Source organism: Pseudomonas sp. C11 (genome assembly GCF_034683865.1).
Classification (GTDB): Bacteria; Pseudomonadota; Gammaproteobacteria; order Pseudomonadales; family Pseudomonadaceae; genus Aquipseudomonas.
On sequence record NZ_JAWIIP010000002.1, the window covers coordinates 104,504 to 121,869 of the forward strand.

General features: G+C 65.2%; 15 protein-coding genes. 9 read left to right on the plus strand and 6 right to left on the minus strand.

Features of this window, described 5'->3' with window-relative positions; genetic code table 11:
* The first annotated feature begins 85 nt into the window (after positions 1–85).
* The 7 genes from gcl (at position 86) to VC352_RS03630 (ending at position 8,537) form a co-directional block, all read left to right on the plus strand.
* On the plus strand, positions 86–1,861 hold the full coding sequence (gene gcl, locus VC352_RS03600) for a glyoxylate carboligase (RefSeq protein ID WP_322978218.1): 1,776 nt from the start codon (positions 86–88) through the stop codon (positions 1,859–1,861).
* Between the two features lie 98 nt (positions 1,862–1,959).
* Positions 1,960–2,742 carry a hydroxypyruvate isomerase gene (hyi, locus tag VC352_RS03605; RefSeq protein WP_322978219.1) on the plus strand — a complete coding sequence of 261 codons (783 nt, stop codon included), beginning with the start codon at positions 1,960–1,962 and terminating at the stop codon, positions 2,740–2,742.
* Positions 2,743–2,883: 141 nt separating this feature from the next.
* Positions 2,884–3,774, plus strand: coding sequence for a 2-hydroxy-3-oxopropionate reductase (locus VC352_RS03610; RefSeq protein WP_322978220.1), 891 nt, complete (start codon positions 2,884–2,886; stop codon positions 3,772–3,774).
* 215 nt (positions 3,775–3,989) lie between these two features.
* The gene (locus VC352_RS03615; protein ID WP_322978221.1) at positions 3,990–5,294 is read left to right on the plus strand and encodes a glycerate kinase; all 1,305 of its coding nucleotides are present in this window, start codon (positions 3,990–3,992) and stop codon (positions 5,292–5,294) included.
* A gap of 194 nt (positions 5,295–5,488) precedes the next feature.
* Positions 5,489–6,904, plus strand: a complete 1,416-nt coding sequence (pyk, locus tag VC352_RS03620; protein WP_322978222.1) for a pyruvate kinase — start codon at positions 5,489–5,491, stop codon at positions 6,902–6,904.
* A gap of 252 nt (positions 6,905–7,156) precedes the next feature.
* Entirely contained in the window at positions 7,157–8,134 is a 978-nt protein-coding gene (locus tag VC352_RS03625; protein ID WP_322978223.1) for an urea transporter, read from the plus strand.
* A 40-nt stretch (positions 8,135–8,174) separates the two neighbouring features.
* The gene (locus VC352_RS03630; protein WP_322978224.1) at positions 8,175–8,537 is read left to right on the plus strand and encodes a cupin domain-containing protein; all 363 of its coding nucleotides are present in this window, start codon (positions 8,175–8,177) and stop codon (positions 8,535–8,537) included.
* 275 nt (positions 8,538–8,812) lie between these two features.
* Here VC352_RS03630 and rbsD read toward each other — a convergent pair whose 3' ends face one another.
* The 6 genes from rbsD to VC352_RS03660 are packed head-to-tail and all read right to left on the minus strand — an operon-like array spanning position 8,813 to position 14,675.
* Positions 8,813–9,217 carry a D-ribose pyranase gene (rbsD, locus tag VC352_RS03635; RefSeq protein ID WP_322978225.1) on the minus strand — a complete coding sequence of 135 codons (405 nt, stop codon included), beginning with the start codon at positions 9,215–9,217 and terminating at the stop codon, positions 8,813–8,815.
* On the minus strand, positions 9,214–10,122 hold the full coding sequence (gene rbsK, locus VC352_RS03640; protein ID WP_322978226.1) for a ribokinase: 909 nt from the start codon (positions 10,120–10,122) through the stop codon (positions 9,214–9,216). Before rbsK ends, rbsD begins: the two co-directional genes overlap by 4 nt.
* 49 nt (positions 10,123–10,171) lie before the next feature.
* Positions 10,172–11,170, minus strand: coding sequence for a LacI family DNA-binding transcriptional regulator (locus tag VC352_RS03645; protein ID WP_322978227.1), 999 nt, complete (start codon positions 11,168–11,170; stop codon positions 10,172–10,174).
* 6 nt (positions 11,171–11,176) lie between these two features.
* Positions 11,177–12,157 carry an ABC transporter permease gene (locus tag VC352_RS03650; RefSeq protein ID WP_322978228.1) on the minus strand — a complete coding sequence of 327 codons (981 nt, stop codon included), beginning with the start codon at positions 12,155–12,157 and terminating at the stop codon, positions 11,177–11,179.
* Positions 12,154–13,722 (minus strand): sugar ABC transporter ATP-binding protein, encoded by a 1,569-nt coding sequence (locus VC352_RS03655; protein WP_322978229.1) that lies wholly within the window; start codon positions 13,720–13,722, stop codon positions 12,154–12,156. The genes VC352_RS03650 and VC352_RS03655 overlap by 4 nt, the downstream gene beginning before the upstream one ends.
* The gene (locus VC352_RS03660) at positions 13,719–14,675 is read right to left on the minus strand and encodes a sugar ABC transporter substrate-binding protein (RefSeq protein WP_322978230.1); all 957 of its coding nucleotides are present in this window, start codon (positions 14,673–14,675) and stop codon (positions 13,719–13,721) included. Before VC352_RS03660 ends, VC352_RS03655 begins: the two co-directional genes overlap by 4 nt.
* 246 nt (positions 14,676–14,921) lie before the next feature.
* On the opposite strand from VC352_RS03660, the gene VC352_RS03665 reads away from it, so the two are divergent.
* Positions 14,922–15,761 carry an ion transporter gene (locus VC352_RS03665; RefSeq protein WP_322978231.1) on the plus strand — a complete coding sequence of 280 codons (840 nt, stop codon included), beginning with the start codon at positions 14,922–14,924 and terminating at the stop codon, positions 15,759–15,761.
* 109 nt (positions 15,762–15,870) lie between these two features.
* Positions 15,871–17,319: a DASS family sodium-coupled anion symporter gene (locus VC352_RS03670; RefSeq protein ID WP_322978232.1), complete on the plus strand. Its 1,449-nt coding sequence runs from the start codon at positions 15,871–15,873 to the stop codon at positions 17,317–17,319.
* The last annotated feature ends 47 nt before the right edge of the window (positions 17,320–17,366 follow it).

Genomic DNA, 17,366 nt, shown 5'->3' on the forward strand with positions numbered 1-17,366 from the left:
CTGAAGTATCGACCAATTCCGCCCCTGCGGTACAGCCGGCATCCTTGCCTCAACGAGCTAAACAACGACTCCAAGAGGAACGGCCATGGCCAGAATGAGAGCAATCGAGGCAGCCGTACTGGTGATGCGTCGCGAAGGCGTTGATAGCGCATTCGGCGTCCCCGGCGCAGCCATCAACCCGCTGTATGCCGCACTGAAGAAACTCGGTGGCATCGATCACGTCCTGGCCCGTCACGTCGAAGGCGCTTCGCACATGGCCGAGGGCTACACCCGCACCAATGCCGGCAACATTGGCGTATGCATCGGCACCTCCGGCCCTGCCGGCACCGATATGGTCACCGGCCTGTACTCGGCCTCAGCCGACTCCATCCCGATTCTGTGCATCACCGGCCAGGCGCCGCGTGCCCGTATGCACAAGGAAGATTTCCAGGCGGTCGACATCACCAGCATCGTCGGCCCGGTGACCAAGTGGGCGACCACCGTGATGGAGCCCGGCCAGGTGCCGCGCGCCTTCCAACGTGCCTTCCACGAAATGCGCAGCGGCCGTCCCGGGCCGGTGCTGATCGACCTGCCCTTCGACGTGCAGATGGCCGAGATCGAATTCGACATCGACGCCTACGAGCCGCTGCCGGTGGCCAAGCCGACCACCTCCCGCGTCCAGGCCGAGAAAGCCATCGCCCTGCTCAACGACGCCGAGCGCCCGCTGCTGGTCGCTGGTGGCGGCATTTTCAATGCCGATGCAGCGGACAAATTGGTCGAATTCGCCGAGCTGACCGGCGTACCGGTGGTGCCGACCCTGATGGGTTGGGGCGCGATACCGGACGATCACAAACTGATGGTCGGCATGGTCGGCCTGCAGACTTCGCACCGCTACGGCAACGCCACCCTGCTCGCTTCCGACCTGGTGTTCGGCATCGGCAACCGCTGGGCCAACCGCCACACCGGCTCGGTCGAGGTGTACACCGAAGGCCGCAGGTTCATCCACGTCGACATCGAACCGACGCAGATCGGTCGCGTGTTCAACCCGGATCTGGGCATCGTTTCCGATGCGGGTAGCGCACTGAATGCGTTCCTTCAGGTCGCCCGCGAATGGAAGGCTGCCGGCAAGCTGAAGGATCGCAGCGCCTGGGTCGAAGCCTGCCGTGAGCGCAAGCGCACCCTGCAACGCAAGACCCACTTCGACAATGTGCCGGCCAAGCCACAGCGCGTGTACGAGGAGATGAACGAAGCCTTCGGCAAGGACACCTGCTACGTCAGCACCATCGGTTTGTCGCAGATCGCCGGCGCGCAGTTCCTGCACGTGTACAAGCCGCGTCACTGGATCAACTGCGGCCAGGCCGGCCCGCTGGGCTGGACCATTCCGGCGGCTCTCGGCGTGGTCAAGGCCGACCCGCAGCGCCAGGTCGTGGCGCTGTCCGGCGACTACGACTTCCAGTTCATGATCGAGGAGCTGGCCGTCGGTGCGCAGTTCAACCTGCCGTACATCCACGTGCTGGTGAACAACGCCTACCTGGGCCTGATCCGCCAGGCGCAGCGTGGCTTCGACATCGATTACTGCGTGCAACTGGCGTTCGAGAACATCAACGCAGCGGAGCTGGGCGGTTATGGCGTCGACCACGTTGCGGTGGTCGAGGGCCTGGGCTGCAAGGCGATTCGCGTGTTCGACCCGAACGAGTTGCAGAACGCCTTCGCCGAAGCCAAGCGCCTGATGGCCGAGCACCGCGTGCCGGTGGTGGTCGAGGTGATTCTGGAGCGCGTCACCAATATCGCCATGGGCACCGAGATCAACGCCATCAACGAGTTCGAGGAACTGGCCGAGCGCGGCGTCGATGCGCCGACCGCCATTTCGCTGCTGGATTAATCGGCAGGAACCCTGCCCTGGCCATGTAGCCCGGATGCAATCCGGGAAGACCGCAACACCGCCCCGGATTGCATCCGGGCTACGACAAGGAGCACACCATGCCCCGTTTTGCCGCCAACCTGTCCATGCTGTTCACCGAAGTGGACTTCCTGGAGCGTTTCGCCGCTGCCGCCGACGCCGGTTTCAGCGGTGTGGAATACCTCTTCCCCTATGACTTTGCGGCGGAAGAGATCAAGGCCTGCCTGGACGCCAACGCGCTTACGCAGGTGCTGTTCAACCTGCCCGCTGGCGACTGGAGCAAGGGCGAACGCGGCATCGCCTGCCACCCGGATCGCATCGAGGAGTTCCGTGCCGGTGTCGACCAGGCCATCGCCTACGCCAAGGTGCTGGGCAACCAGCAGATCAACTGCCTGGCCGGCATCCGCCCGCAGGGCCTGGACTGCGCCATCGTCGAAAAGACCTTCGTCGACAACCTGCGCCATGCCGCCGACAAGCTGGCCGGCGCCGGTATTCGCCTGGTCATGGAAGCGATCAACACCCGCGACATCCCCGGCTTCTACCTGAACAACACCAAGCAGGCGCTGGACATTCGCAACAAGGTCGGCAGCACCAACCTGTACCTGCAGTACGACATCTACCACATGCAGATCATGGAAGGTGACCTGGCCCACACCATGGAAAACAACCTGGCCGCCATCAACCACGTGCAACTGGCCGACAACCCGGGCCGACACGAGCCGGGCAGTGGCGAGATCAACTACCGCTTCCTCTTCGACCACCTGGATCGCATCGGCTACCAGGGCTGGATCGGCTGTGAATACAAGCCGGCCACCACCACCGCTGCCGGACTCGGCTGGATGAAAGCGCATAACGTGATCTGACGGCCGCACCTGTAGGAGCGGATTCATCCGCGAACAGCGGCGCAGCCGGTGCCAATCACTGCGGTGTCCGCTTCGCGGGTAAACCCGCTCCTACAGGGCTCTGCGGCATCTGATTCAACACTTAAGACGAGGTTATCTCTCATGGCAAAAATCGGATTCATCGGCACCGGCATCATGGGCAAACCCATGGCGCAGAACCTGCAGAAAGCCGGCCACACCCTGTTCCTCTCCGAGCATCACGACCCGGCCCCGGCCGACCTCATCGCGGCCGGGGCTGTCGCGCTGGCCAACCCGCAGGAAGTTGCCCAGGAAGCCGAATTCATCATCGTCATGGTGCCGGACACCCCGCAGGTCGACGACGTGCTGTTCCGCGCGGACGGCGTCGCCTCGGGCGTGGGCACCGGCAAGGTGGTGATCGACATGAGCTCGATCTCGCCCTCCGCCACCAAGGCCTTCGCCGAGAAGATCAAGGCCACCGGCGCCGCCTACCTGGACGCCCCGGTGTCCGGCGGTGAAGTCGGTGCCAAGGCCGCGACCCTGTCGATCATGGTCGGCGGCTGCCCGAACGCCTTCGAACGCGCCCTGCCGCTGTTCCAGGCCATGGGCAAGAACATCACCCTGGTCGGCGGCAATGGCGACGGCCAAACCGCCAAGGTGGCCAACCAGATCATCGTCGCGCTGAACATCCAGGCCGTGGCGGAAGCCCTGCTTTTCGCCGCCCGCAACGGCGCCGATCCAGCCAAGGTACGTGAAGCGCTGATGGGTGGTTTCGCCGGCTCGAAGATCCTCGAAGTGCACGGCGAGCGCATGATCAAGGGCACCTTCGATCCAGGCTTTCGTATCAGCCTGCACCAGAAAGACCTCAACCTAGCGCTGTCCGGCGCGCGCGAACTGGGCCTGAACCTGCCCAACACCGCCAACGCTCAGCAGGTCTTCAGCACCTGCGCGGCACTCGGCGGCAGCGGCTGGGATCACTCCGCTCTGATCAAGGGACTGGAGCATATGGCCAACTTCACTATTCGCGGCGAGTAACAGAGCGCCCTCTCAAGGGTTCTGTGGGAGGGGCTTTAGCCGCGACCGTCGCCGCTGAGGCGCCTCCCACGGCTCCCGAAGGCCGCGTTTCGCCCACCCTTTCGACCTTCCTGGCAGGAGGTGTCACGGCCCGATTGCCAGGTTGGTCGATTCCAATCCACAGCTGCTGCGCGCGGCATCTGCGGACTGGAATCGATCTGCAAGAGACCATCACCATGACCTTCGACCCGCAACGCCTGCTGCGCGACCTGTTCGCCACCGCCATCGCTGCCGCGCATCCGCGCCAGGTACTGGCCGATCATCTGCCCGCCGACCGCAGTGGCCGCGTCATCGTCATCGGTGCCGGCAAAGCCGCAGCAGCCATGGCCGAGGTGATCGAGCAACAGTGGCAAGGTGAAGTCAACGGCCTGGTGGTGACCCGCTACGAGCACGGCGCCGACTGCAGGAAGATCGAAGTGGTGGAAGCCGCGCACCCGGTGCCGGACGATGCTGGCGAGCGCGTCGCCCGCCGCGTGCTGGAGCTGGTGTCGAACCTCAGCGAAGACGACCGGGTGATCTTCCTCCTCTCCGGCGGCGGCTCCTCGCTGCTGGCGCTGCCGGCCGAGGGCATCAGTCTCCAGGACAAGCAGGCGATCAACAAGGCGCTGCTCAAATCCGGCGCCACCATCGGCGAGATGAACTGCGTACGCAAGCACCTCTCGGCGATCAAGGGCGGTCGCCTGGCCAAGGCGTGCTGGCCGGCCACGGTCTATACCTACGCCATCTCCGACGTGCCCGGCGACGAGGCCACGGTGATAGCCTCCGGCCCCACCGTGGGCGACCCGACCACCTCGGCCGACGCCCTGGCGATTCTTGCCCGCTATGACATCGACATCCCAGCCAACGTGCGCGCCTGGCTGCAAGATCCGCGCTCGGAAACGGTCAAGCCGGGCGATCCGGTGCTGTCGCGCAGCCATTTCCAATTGATCGCCACGCCGCAGCAATCACTCGACGCAGCCGCGACCAAGGCCGCAGCGGCCGGTTTCCCGGTGCTGATTCTCGGCGACCTGGAAGGCGAGGCACGCGAGGTGGCCAAGGTGCATGCTGGAATTGCCCGCCAGGTGCAACTGCATGGCCAGCCGATCAAGCCGCCCTGCGTGATCCTCTCCGGCGGCGAAACCACCGTCACCGTGCGCGGCAATGGCCGTGGCGGGCGCAACGCCGAATTTCTGCTGAGCCTCACCGACAGCCTCAAGGGCCTGCCCGGCGTCTACGCGCTGGCCGGCGACACCGACGGCATCGACGGCTCCGAGGACAACGCCGGCGCCATCATGACGCCCTACAGCTACGCCCGTGCCGGCATCAAGGGACTGTCCGCCCGTGACGAGCTGGACAACAACAACGGCTATGGCTACTTCGCCGCCCTCGACGAGTTGATCGTCACCGGCCCGACCCGCACCAACGTCAACGACTTCCGCGCCATTCTGATTCTGGGAGCCTCGCAGACTGCAGGTGAAGAACCGCCAGGCTCCTCCCTGTAGGGCGGGTGCAACCCGCCAAAACGTTGGTGACGGGTTGCACCCGCCCTACGCCACTGATCGTCACCGACCCGCACCAACGTCTACGACTTCCGCGTCATTCTGATCCTCGGCACATCGGAAACTGTAGGTGAACAACCGCCGGGCGCCCTACGACCACAACGCCATCGACAAAACTCCTGCCCAAGGCCTGCCAGATGACTCCCGACAAGAAAGTGAAGATCCTCGCCACCCTCGGCCCGGCGATCCGCGACGCCGCGCATATCCGCCAACTGGTGGAAGCCGGGGTCAACCTGTTCCGCCTCAATTTCAGCCACGGCGAGCACGCCGACCACGCCCAGCGCTACCAGTGGGTGCGCGAGGTGGAGCGCGAGCTGAACCAGCCCATCGGCATCCTCATGGATCTCCAGGGGCCGAAACTGCGCGTCGGCCGCTTCGCAGGCGGCAAGGTGCAACTGGTCAACGGCCAAAGCCTGCGCCTGGATCTGGACGCAACGCCCGGCGACGCCAGCCGGGTCAACCTGCCTCACCCGGAAATCATCGAAGCCCTGCAACCGGGCATGAGCCTGCTGCTGGACGATGGCCGCCTGCGCCTGAAAGTGACCGCCAAGCAGGCCGATGCCGTGGACACCTGCGTCATCGCTGGCGGCGAGCTGTCCGACCGCAAGGGCGTCAACGTGCCCGAGGCGGTGCTACAGCTGTCGCCGCTGACCGAAAAGGATCGCCGCGACCTGGCGTTCGGCCTGGAGCTGGGCGTGGACTGGTTGGCGCTGTCGTTCGTGCAACGCCCGGAAGACATCATCGAAGCCCGTGAGCTGATCGGCGGCAAGGCCTTCCTGATGGCCAAGATCGAAAAGCCATCGGCGGTGCAGCATCTCGAAGAAATCGCCCTCCTGTGCGACGCCATCATGGTCGCGCGCGGTGACCTGGGCGTGGAAGTACCGGCCGAGAACGTACCGCGTATCCAGAAGGACATCGTGCACACCTGCCGCCAACTGGGCCGCCCGGTGGTCGTTGCGACACAGATGCTCGAATCGATGCGCTTCTCCCCCGCACCGACCCGCGCCGAAGTCACCGACGTGGCCAACGCCGTGGCCGAAGGCGCCGATGCGGTAATGCTGTCGGCCGAAACCGCCTCTGGCGACTACCCGCTGGAAACCGTGCAGATGATGAGCAAGATCATCCGCCAGGTGGAGAACGGCCCGGACTACCAGAGCCAGCTCGACGTCGGCCGCCCACAGGCCGAAGCCACCGCCAGCGACGCCATCAGCTGCGCCATCCGCCGTATCAGCGCGATCTTGCCGGTGGCGGCATTGGTCAACTACACGGAATCCGGCAGCTCCAGCCTGCGCGCCTCACGTGAACGACCGAAGGCGCCAATCCTCAGCCTCACCCCGAGCCTAACCACCGCCCGCCGTCTGACCGTGGCCTGGGGCATCTACTCGGTGGTCAACGAACGCCTGCGCAGGGTCGAGGAAGTCACCAGCACCGCGCTGGAAATCGCCCAGGCCCAAGGCATGGCCAAGCGCGGCGAAACCGTGGTGATCACCGCCGGCGAACCCTTCGGCCAACCCGGCAGCACCAACAGCCTAAGGATCGAAACGCTGCATTGAGCCGGCGATCCTCAACGCAATAAAGAACCGTAGCCCAGATGAAATCCGGGGAATGCTCGACTCCTGATTCCCGGATTTCATCCGGGCTACACATAAAGCCAACGTAGGATTTCGCGGGGCCGCCCAGGCCTTGCGCACCTGCTATGGCAAGTCGGTTGTGGTGCGCAAGGCGCACCCTACACGGCTCCTCCAGCCGACACGGACAGCTCCCCTCTCCCGCGTGTGGGGGAGAGGGCTCTTGGCACAGACATCATGCCTCCACTACCCACCTCACACCCTGCCCTGCAAAACCTGCGCGCCCTGCTCTGCGGCTTCGCCCAGATATTCCTGCAACAGCACCCCGGCTGCGGCCTGCTGGTGCTGATCGCCATCCTGATCAGCGCCCCTGACCTCCTACCCGGCGCCCTGCTCGGCGGTCTGACCTCGATGCTGCTCGCACAACGTTGCGGCTACCCGTCAACGGACATCACCACCGGCCTGTACGGTTACAACGGCATCCTGCTCGGCCTGCTGCTCAGCCTGAAACTGCCGTGGACGCCGCTGCTACCGGTGCTGATCATCGCCAGCGCAGCCTTGTCCAGCCTGCTGCTGTCGCTCTGGATGCGGCGTATGCGCCAGCATGATTGGCTGCCCGCCTTCACCTTTCCCTTCGTGCTGCTGGGTTGGCTGCTGACCTTGATCATCCCGCTCGAGCTGCCCGCTGTGTCGCCCAGCCATACCGCCGAGGTGCCGGAGCTGAACCTCCTGCAAGTGATGCTCGCCGTGCTGCGCGGCATCGGCCAGGTGATCTTTCTCGACTCCGCATGGGCTGGCCTGTGCCTGCTGATCGGTTTGCGCCTGGCCGACAGCCGCACGGCGCTCTGGGCATTGCTCGGTTCCAGCAGCGGCCTGGCCCTGACACTGGTAAACGGCTGGCCCAGCGACGCCGCCTTGGCCGGCCTCTACAGCTACAACGCCACCCTCGCCGCCATAGCCCTGGCCCAGATCCATCGCTGCCCATGGGTTCCCGCAGCGGGAATCCTGCTTGCCCTGATCCTGCAACCCGGCTTCAGCGCATTGGGCCTACCCGCGCTGACCATGCCCTTCATCCTCGCCTGCTGGCTGATCGAGGCTGGCACCTCGCGCTGGCGGGCTGCGGCCAAAGCCTGCGCACCGGTCAGGCGTTTAGAAGACGTTTCCCTGGCAACCGATGTCGCTGCCACGACTGGCTCACGCCTTCGACCCTGCTAGCGTGCAGGATCTCTTCAGCCCCTTATCGAGCGAGAACGACATGCTGCACAGCATCAAGCAAGGCATCACCCTGGACGAACTGGAACTGGCCGGCACCCTCGAAGACATCGGTGTCGAAATGCTCGACGGCGACAACGCAATGTTCGCCCTGACCACCTTCGCCACCGAGGACGAGTCGGTCAGCGCCGGCTACTTTGGCGTGCGCCGCAGCCGCTTCCGCCTGCCCTACACCTTCCACGAACAGGCCGTGGTAACCCTCGGCGAAGTGAAGATCACCAACGAGGCCACCGGCGAAACCGCGCACTACAAGGCCGGTGACTCCTTCTTCGTCGCCAGCGGCACCAACACACTCTGGGAAGTCGTGAGCGACAGCTTCACCAAGCACTACCTGGCCGTCGACTGAAGGGCACCTCTAAAAACTACCTGCGTTGCCATCGCTGCGTTAAAAACAGGCTCACAGCCGAAGGCTGAACGTGCTTTAGCGCGGGCGAAGCGAATCAAGTGCTCATTTACAGCTCGTAAACCCGAATGCGGGCTCAGTGCTTTTTCGCCTGTTTTTGCGGGGCCGCCATCGGTATTGCGCTGGCTGCCTCGGCTTGGGCTTCCTGCTTCGCTCTACCTCCTGCATCCATGCAGTCGTCGCCTACGTTTTTAGAGGTGCCCTGAAACGACAGATGTTCAGAAGGTGACGCCGGCCACCAGCGCGATATTGCTGTAGGGCCGGCACTCGCCGGTGCGGATCTGCACCCGCGCCGTGCGGCAGGCAGCCTTGAGTTCGTCATGGCTGACCAGTTGCCGCTCCCCCAGCTCGCCCGCTGCAGTCAGCGCCTCGATGGCCTCCAGGGCCAGTGGCGCGACTTCCAGGGTTTCGCGGGCCAGCAGATGGCCTTGCACCTGCATTTCGCTGAGCACCACCTTGAGCGTGGTGACGAAATCCGGCACGCCAGCGGTCAGCGCCAGGTCGATGCAGGGAGTGCCAGGCGGGATCGGCATGCCGGCATCGCCGATGACGATGACATCGCCATGACCGAGCCGAGCGATGGCGGCGGAGAGTTCGGCGTTGAGCAGCGGTGTCTTCTTCATGCGGGCAACTCGTGACGATGGGGAATCGAGGGCTGTGCGCCAGGCCGGGTAACGGCCAGCGCGGCGGCCTGTTGGCCAAGAGCGATGGCCGCTTCCAGGCGCATGCCTTCGGCCAGGCCGGCGGCGAAACCACCGACGAAGGTGTCGCCGGCGGCCGTGGTGTCCACGGCGACCACCGGCGCCACCGGTACGTGCAGATGGCGAGTGGCATCGGCATACAACACGCCCTGGCGACCCAGGGTGATCAGCACGCGCCGGGCGCCGGCCTCGAGCAAGCACTGAGCCGCACGCAAGGCCGTTTCCGGGGAGTCCACCGGCAGGCCGGTCAACAGCGCGGCCTCGCTTTCATTGGGGATCAGGTAATCGACCAGGCCGTACCAGTGCGCTGGTAGCGGGCCGACGGCCGGTGCCGGATTGAGGATTACCGTGCGCCCCAGCGCATGAGCGCGGGACAAGGTGGCCTCGACGGTCGCCGCCGGCACCTCCAGTTGCGCGATCACCACCTCGGCATTGGCCAGCAGCGCTTCGTGGCGCTCGACGCGCGCAGGGCTCATCTCGCCGTTACCACCGGCGACGATGACGATGGCGTTCTGTCCGGCGTCATCCACCAGGATCGAGGCAATGCCGGTCGGCACCCCGGCGGCCACTTCAACCGCACTGCAGTCGATCCCCTCGGCCAGCAAACCGTCACGCAGCTCGCTGCCGTAGGCGTCGTCGCCCACGCAGCCCATCATCGCCACGCGCGCACCGAGGCGCGCTGCCGCCACCGCCTGGTTGGCACCCTTGCCACCGGCAGCTGTGAAGAAGCCGTGCCCGGCCAGCGTTTCCCCGCCAACCGGCAGGCGCGGCGCGCGCACGATCAGATCCATGTTCAGGCTGCCGACTACCACTACGTTCGCTTGCATTGCAGGTGTTCCTCTCCGTCGAGCACCAGGCGGCGGGCCTGGCGCTCGATCATGCGTCAGGCGCTGCGCTGGACTCGCGCAGCACCAGAATGGGTTCGATCAGTTGCTGGCTGACGGCCAAGCCCGGGGTACGGATGCGCTCCAGCAGACGCGCGGCGACCTGTTCACCCAACTGGCCGATGCACTGGCCGACCGTGGTCAGCGCCGGATGCAGGTAGCGGCTGACTTCGATGTCGTCGAAGCCCACCACCGACAGTTGCTGCGGCACCTGCAACTCGCGTTCGGCGGCGGCGCGCAGCACGCCCAAGGCGATCATGTCGTTGCCGGCGAAGATCGCCGTGGGCCGCAGCTCGGCACTCAGCAGCGTCTGCGCGGCAGCGTGACCGGCCGGGCTGGTAAACGGGCAGTCGACCACCGCCTGGGCCTCGATGCCGGCCTCGGCCAACGCGCGCTGATAACCCGCTGCGCGCAGCTGAGCCACCTGAGTGCTGGCCGGGCCGCCGATGCAGACGATGCGCCGATGCCCCAGCTCCAGCAAATGACGGGTCGCGAGATAAGCGCCCTGTTCGTGATCGACGCGCAACTGATCGGCATCGACGCCGTCCAGCGAGCGGTCGACCAGCACCAGCGGCACGCGCAGGTTGGCCAGCGCCTCGGCGAAGGCCGCGTCGCTGGCCACGGTGGCGACGATCAGGCCGTCGATGCGCCGCTCCAGCAACACGCGCAGGTAGCGCAGCTGCTTGTCGATGTCATCGTCGGAATTGCACAGGATCACGCTGTAGCCATTACGCTCGGCGTGATCCTCGATGCCGCGGGCCAGCTCGGCGAAATACGGGTTGCTGGCATTGGGCAGCAGCAGGCCGAGGGTGCCGGTGGCGCGCACCCGCAGTGAACGGGCCACGCCGCTGGGCACGTAACCCAGCTCGGCGATGGCCGCCTCCACCTTGCTGCGCACCGGGTCGCTGACCGGGCGGGTTCCATTCACCACGTGGGACACCGTGGTGTAGGAAATGCCCGCCCGGGCGGCGACGTCCTTGATGGTAGCCACGGCGGCTTAGCCCCGGCGCTTGGCGCGGTAGCTGCGGTAGGTGTCGAGAATCACCGCGATGACGATCACCGCACCGGTGATGATGCGTTTGGTCGGCTCGGTGGCGCCGATCTGCGCCAGGCCGGCAGCCAGCACGGAAATGATCAGCACGCCGAAGAAGGTGCTGATCACCGAACCACGCCCGCCCATCAGGCTGGTGCCACCGATCACCACGGCGGCGATCACCTGCAGTTCCAGGCCGGAACCGGCGTTCGGGTCAGCCGCTTCCAGGCGGGAAATCTGGAACAGCGCGGCTAGGCCGGCAAGCAGGCCCATCAGGGCAAACACGGAAATCTTGTACGGCTTGGGGTTGATGCCGGCCAGGCGCACAGCCTCTTCATTGGTACCGATGGCCACCAGGTAACGGCCAAACACGGTGCGGGTCAGCAGCAAGTGGGCAGCAGCGATCACCAGCAGCGCGATGACGAACGACGGAGAGATACCCGCAGCGAACGGCGTCGACAACCAGGCGTACGCGTCGCCGATATAGGCGGTGCGCGAGTCAGTGAGCTGGTAGGCCAGGCCGCGCGCCATCTCCAGTACGCCAAGGGAGACGATGAATGAGGGAATGCCCCAGGCCACGGTGATGACCCCGGTCACGCTGCCGGCTAGCGCCGCGCAGGCCATGCCTAGCAGTGCGGCCGGCAGGATGCCCCAACCGAAGCCGAGGGTGGCGACACTGACCACGGCAGCAGCGAGGGCCAGTACCGAGCCCACCGACAGGTCAATGCCACCGATGATCAGCACCAGGGTCATGCCCACTGCCAGCACCATCAGATCCGGAATCTGGTTGGCCAGGGTGGTAAAGGTGGCGTAAGACAGAAAATGGCTGCTCAGCGAAGAGAACAGCACGATCATCGCCAGCAGTGCACCGGCCAGGCCGAGATAAGTGCCCAGGCCCTGGTGCGTGCCACTGCGCTTGCTGGCGGTGGCGGACGAAGTGGTCATCGGGAAAGCTCCTGTAACGGGGGAACAGCCTCGCCAAGCAAGGCATCACGGCTGCGATAGCCGGCGAAGGCGGCAGCCAGCAGGCGATCCTGGCTCCAGTCATCGCGGTCGAAGGTTTCAATCAGGCGCCCGGCCGACATCACGCCGATGCGGTCGCAGATCAGCATCAGCTCGCGCAAGTCGCTGGACACCACCACCAGGGCCTTGCCCTGGCGTGCCAGCTCACCGAGCAGGCCATAAATTTCGAACTTGGCGCCAACGTCGATGCCGCGAGTCGGCTCGTCGAACAGCAGCACCTGGCAGTCGCGCTCCAGCCAGCGGCCGATCACCACCTTCTGCTGGTTGCCGCCGGACAGCTCGCCCACCGCCTGGTGAGCGCCATTACAGCGAATGCGCATGGCATCGATCTGCCGCTGCGCCAGAGCCTGTTCGGCCGCAGGGCGCATCAGGCCATGCCTGGATACCGTCGGCATATTGCCCAGCGCCAGGTTGGCGGCGATTGGCTGGCCGAGCAGCAAGCCCTCGCTCTTGCGGTCTTCGGTGATCAGCGCGATACCGTTGCGCACCGCTTCGGCGGGCGAACGCACCTGCACCGGCACCAGCGGATTGCCGATGGCCACTTCGCCACTGTCAGCGCGGTCGGCGCCGTAGATCAGGCGCAATAGCTCGGTACGGCCGGCGCCGATCAGCCCGGAAATGCCGTAGATCTCGCCAGCGCGCACGCTGAATGACACCTCGTCGACCTTGCCGCGGCGGCTGAGATTCTTGACCTGCAACAGCGGCGCGCCGATCTGCCGTTCGCCCAGATCGATGGCCTCACCGACCTCGCGGCCGACCATCAGGGTGACCAGCTCGTCGCTCGAGTAGCGGCCGATGGGCTCCACCGCCACCAGTTGGCCATCGCGCAGCACGGCAACGCGCTGCGCCACCTTGGCCAGCTCTTCCAGGCGATGGGAGATGTAGACGATGGCCACACCGGCGTCACGCAGGCGCTGGATCTGCTCGAACAGCAGATCGACCTCGCGGGCGGTGAGCATGGCTGTCGGTTCGTCGAGCACCAGCACGCGGCACTCGCCGATCAGGTTGCGGGCGATCTCGACCATCTGCTGGTGGCCGACGCCCAGCGCCGCCACCGGCGTATCCGGGTCGATGGCTTCCAGGCCGACCCGCGCCATGGCCTCGCGCGCCATCTCGCGCAGGCGGCCACGGGCAATCCAGCCAGCGCGGCTGGGCAGGTTGTCGAGAAACAGGTTCTCGGCCACGGTCAGCGTCGGCAGCAGGTTGAGTTCCTGCAGCACCATGCGCACGCCGAGGCGCTCGGCCTCGCGGCGGCTGGCTGGTGCATAGGGCTGGCCGAGGAAGCTCAGTGAGCCGGTAGTCGGTTGCTCCAGCCCGCAGAAAATCTTCGAGAGGGTGCTTTTGCCGGCGCCGTTCTCGCCGGTCAGCGCCAGCACTTCACCGGCGCGCAGCTCCAGCTCGACCCCGCCCAGCACAGGCTGGACGTAGGTCTTGCCGATATTGCGAGCGACGAGAACGGCCTCGCCACTGGTTACCGCGTGGGTCACGGTTTGGTCACGAGTTCGACGGGGGTTTCGATCACGCCGTCTTTGGCATCGGTGGGCTCACCCTTGACCAGCTTCAGCGCCGCCTCGATGCCGAACACCGCCTGGCGCGCCGCGAACTGGTCGGCGGTGGCGAGTACGCGACCGTCCTTGAGCATCGGCTTGATGGCGTTGATGTTGTCGTAGCCGACCACCTGCACCTGATCCTTCTTGCCGGCGGCACGCACCGCCGATACGGCGCCGAGGGCCATGCTGTCGTTGCCGGCCAGCAGTGCTTTCAGATCCGGGTACTCGTTGAGCATGGCCGAGGCCACGGCGTTGCCACGGTCGATTTCCCAGTTGCCGGACTGCACGCCGACGATCTTCATGCCGGCCGCTTCCATCGCATCCTTGAAGCCTGCGGTGCGCTGCTGGGCATTGGTGGTGGTGGATACGCCTTCGATGATGCCGACTTCGTCACCGGCCTTGAGCTTTTCCTCGGCCAGGTATTCACCGACCAGGCGCGCGCCCTTGCGGTTGTCCGGGCCTACGAAGGGCACGTCCAGGCCTTTGCTCTTGACCACGTCCGGGTCGAGGCGGTTGTCGATGTTGACCACCTTGATGCCGGCATCGCTGGCCTTCTTGATCACCGGCACCAGCGCTTTGGAATCGGCGGGCGCGATCACCAGGGCATCGACCTTGGCGACGATCATCTGCTCGACGATGCGAATCTGCGCCGAGGTATCGGTCTCATCCTTGATGCCGTTGGCGACCAGTTCGAACTGGTCAGGATGTTCTTTCTGGTAGGCCTTGGCGCCGTCTTCCATGGTGCGGAAGAACTCATTGGCCAGGGACTTCATCACCAGCGCGACGCGAGGCGGCTCGCCTTCGGCGGCATGGGCACTGGAGAAACTGACAAGGGCAGCGGCGCCAAGGGCAATGGCGGCGCAGAGACGGGCAGGACGGAAACCGGACATGAGGGAGCACTCCGTGGTTATTGTCGTTTTTATCGTCACGCAAACGTTTGCGAGGCGCTGAAATTATGAAACGGCTGGGAGATTGTCAAATTTTCGCAATGCCGGAACGCATTTCCTGCCCTGAAGGGCATCGTCATACAGGGATCAACCCGTATCGCCACCTCCCCCTCTTCCGGCTCCGATCACTTGCCCTCGCGGCGGCGTCCTGCCTAGGCTTGCCCCTCGCACCATCAGGAGAAGCATGCCGTGGACAAGGGCCAGACCTGGCGCCAGCGCCTGTACATCATCATTTTCGAGACCAGCACCCGTGCCGGGCAGCGCTTCGACAACTGGCTGCTGCTGGCCATTCTCGCCAGTCTGGTGGTGGTGATGCTCGACAGCATCGAGCGCTTTCACACTCAGCATGCCGGTTTGTTCAGCGCACTGGAGTGGGGGTTCACCGCGCTGTTCGCCATCGAATACGGCCTGCGCCTGTATTGCTCGCCCAAACCACTGCGCTACGCCTTCAGCTTTTTCGGCCTGGTCGATCTGCTCGCCGTATTACCGGCCTTCCTGGCGTTGATATTCGTCGATGCGCAATACCTGATGATCGTCCGGGTCATTCGCATGGTGCGTATCTTCCGCATCCTCAAGCTGCGCCAGTACCTGACTCAGGCCAATTTCCTGCTGGTGGCGCTGCGCGGCAGCAAGCAGAAGATCATCGTATTCCTGGTCACGGTCTCGACCCTGGTGACGGTGTTTGGCGCCCTGATGTACGTGGTCGAAGGCCCGGCCAATGGCTTCACCAGCATCCCCATCAGCATCTACTGGGCAGTGGTAACACTGACCACCGTGGGCTTTGGCGACATCACTCCGCAGACGCCCGTGGGGCAGATGCTGGCCACGATGGTGATGATCACAGGTTATTCGATCATCGCCGTGCCTACCGGTATTTTCACCGCCGAACTGGCCACGGCGATGCGCCAGGAGGAGCAGATGGTTCACGACTGCCCGCACTGCCACAAACCACGCCACGAGCACAGTGCGGCCTTCTGCAACCGCTGCGGTAGCCCGCTGTTCAAGCGCCATGGCGAGGACAACGTCTGAGTCCGGCTCGGCCGCACGACACAGAATGAAGCAAAACCGATGGGCCATGGCGTGGTCTTAAAGGCGCTCAACGAGCTATAAAACCGCCTTTTTGACTGGAACGGAGCCCATGGCCGAAACCTCCACTGCCCCCGCCAAAGCCGCCTGGACAGGCCTCATTCTCGGCCCAGCGCTATTGCTGCTGTGCCTGCTCACCGAGCCGCCGGGCGGCCTGTCCGAGGCCGCCTGGGCCACCGTCGGGCTGACCTTGCTGATGGCCACCTGGTGGTCGACCGAAGCCATCCCGATTCCCGCCACCTCGCTGCTGCCGATTCTGCTGATCCCGGCGCTGGGCATCGACAGCCTCAACGCGGCGACCGCACCTTATGCCAACCCGACCATCTACCTGTTCCTCGGCGGCTTCGTCATCGGCCTGGCGATGGAACGCTGGAACCTGCACAAGCGCATCGCCCTGATGACATTGCTCGCGGTGGGTAGCAAACCCACTCGCCAGGTAGCCGGCTTCATGTTGGCCACGGCCTTTCTCAGCATGTGGGTGAGCAACACGGCCACCACCATCATGATGCTGCCCATCGGCCTCTCGGTCGTCGGCCTGCTGGCCGGCGAGCAAGGCACCAGCTCGGTGGCGCGGGAACGCTTCGCCACCGCGCTGCTGCTGGCCATCGCCTATGCCGCCAGCATCGGTGGCATCGCCACGCTGATCGGCACACCGCCCAATGCCCTGCTCGCAGCGTTCCTGGCGGAGAACTACGACGTGGAAATCGGCTTCGGCCAGTGGATGCTGATCGGCCTGCCGGTGGCGAGCCTGATGCTGGTGTTCACCTGGTGGTGGCTGACCCGTGGCGGCTTCGCCCTCAACGGCCACGATAGCCATGCGCTGATTCGCCAGGAACTGGCCGAACTCGGCCCGCTCAGCCGTGGCGAAAAACTGGTGGCGCTGGTGTTCGTGACCACCGCCCTGGCCTGGGTCTTCCAGCCGCTGATCGCCGACCAAGTGCCGGGGGTGAACGACACCAGCATCGCCATTGCCGCCGCGCTGGCCCTGTTCATCATCCCCGTGGACGCCGGCAAACGTGTATTCCTGATGGACTGGGAAAGCGCCGGCAAACTGCCCTGGGGCGTACTGCTGTTATTCGGGGGTGGCCTGGCACTGGCCGCGGTGATCCGCAGCACCGGGCTGGCCGAGTGGATCGCCCAAGGCCTCGGCAGCCTCGGCGCGCTGCCCATCCTGGCGATGATCGGGCTGGTGGTGCTGGTGATCATCTTCCTCACCGAAGTGACCTCCAACACCGCCACTGCTGCTGCCTTCCTGCCGCTGCTCGGCGCGCTCGCAGTGTCGCAGGGCATGCCCGCCGAGCTGCTGGCGATTCCTGCTGCCATCGCCGCCAGTTGCGCCTTCATGATGCCGGTGGCGACGCCGCCGAACGCCATCGTGTTCGGCACAGGGCATATGAAGATTCAGTCGATGATCAAGGCCGGCTTCGCCCTCAATCTGTTCGGCGTGCTGCTGGTAACGCTGCTCAGCTATCTGCTGGTAGGGCTGATCTGGGCGCATTGACCCCTCCACGAAAAACGGCGCCCGTGGGCGCCGTTTTTCATGTAGGG

Excerpts from the sequence above, each read along its gene's own strand:
- VC352_RS03660 (WP_322978230.1), bottom strand. The coding sequence starts at position 14,675 with ATGTCCGGTTTCCGTCCTGCCCGTCTCTGCGCCGCCATTGCCCTTGGC.
- gcl (WP_322978218.1), top strand. The coding sequence starts at position 86 with ATGGCCAGAATGAGAGCAATCGAGGCAGCCGTACTGGTGATGCGTCGC.
- rbsD (WP_322978225.1), bottom strand. The coding sequence starts at position 9,217 with ATGAAGAAGACACCGCTGCTCAACGCCGAACTCTCCGCCGCCATCGCT.
- VC352_RS03625 (WP_322978223.1), top strand. The coding sequence starts at position 7,157 with ATGCCTCCACTACCCACCTCACACCCTGCCCTGCAAAACCTGCGCGCC.
- VC352_RS03630 (WP_322978224.1), top strand. The coding sequence starts at position 8,175 with ATGCTGCACAGCATCAAGCAAGGCATCACCCTGGACGAACTGGAACTG.
- pyk (WP_322978222.1), top strand. The coding sequence starts at position 5,489 with ATGACTCCCGACAAGAAAGTGAAGATCCTCGCCACCCTCGGCCCGGCG.
- VC352_RS03650 (WP_322978228.1), bottom strand. The coding sequence starts at position 12,157 with ATGACCACTTCGTCCGCCACCGCCAGCAAGCGCAGTGGCACGCACCAG.
- VC352_RS03610 (WP_322978220.1), top strand. The coding sequence starts at position 2,884 with ATGGCAAAAATCGGATTCATCGGCACCGGCATCATGGGCAAACCCATG.
- VC352_RS03670 (WP_322978232.1), top strand. The coding sequence starts at position 15,871 with ATGGCCGAAACCTCCACTGCCCCCGCCAAAGCCGCCTGGACAGGCCTC.
- VC352_RS03615 (WP_322978221.1), top strand. The coding sequence starts at position 3,990 with ATGACCTTCGACCCGCAACGCCTGCTGCGCGACCTGTTCGCCACCGCC.
- hyi (WP_322978219.1), top strand. The coding sequence starts at position 1,960 with ATGCCCCGTTTTGCCGCCAACCTGTCCATGCTGTTCACCGAAGTGGAC.
- rbsK (WP_322978226.1), bottom strand. The coding sequence starts at position 10,122 with ATGCAAGCGAACGTAGTGGTAGTCGGCAGCCTGAACATGGATCTGATC.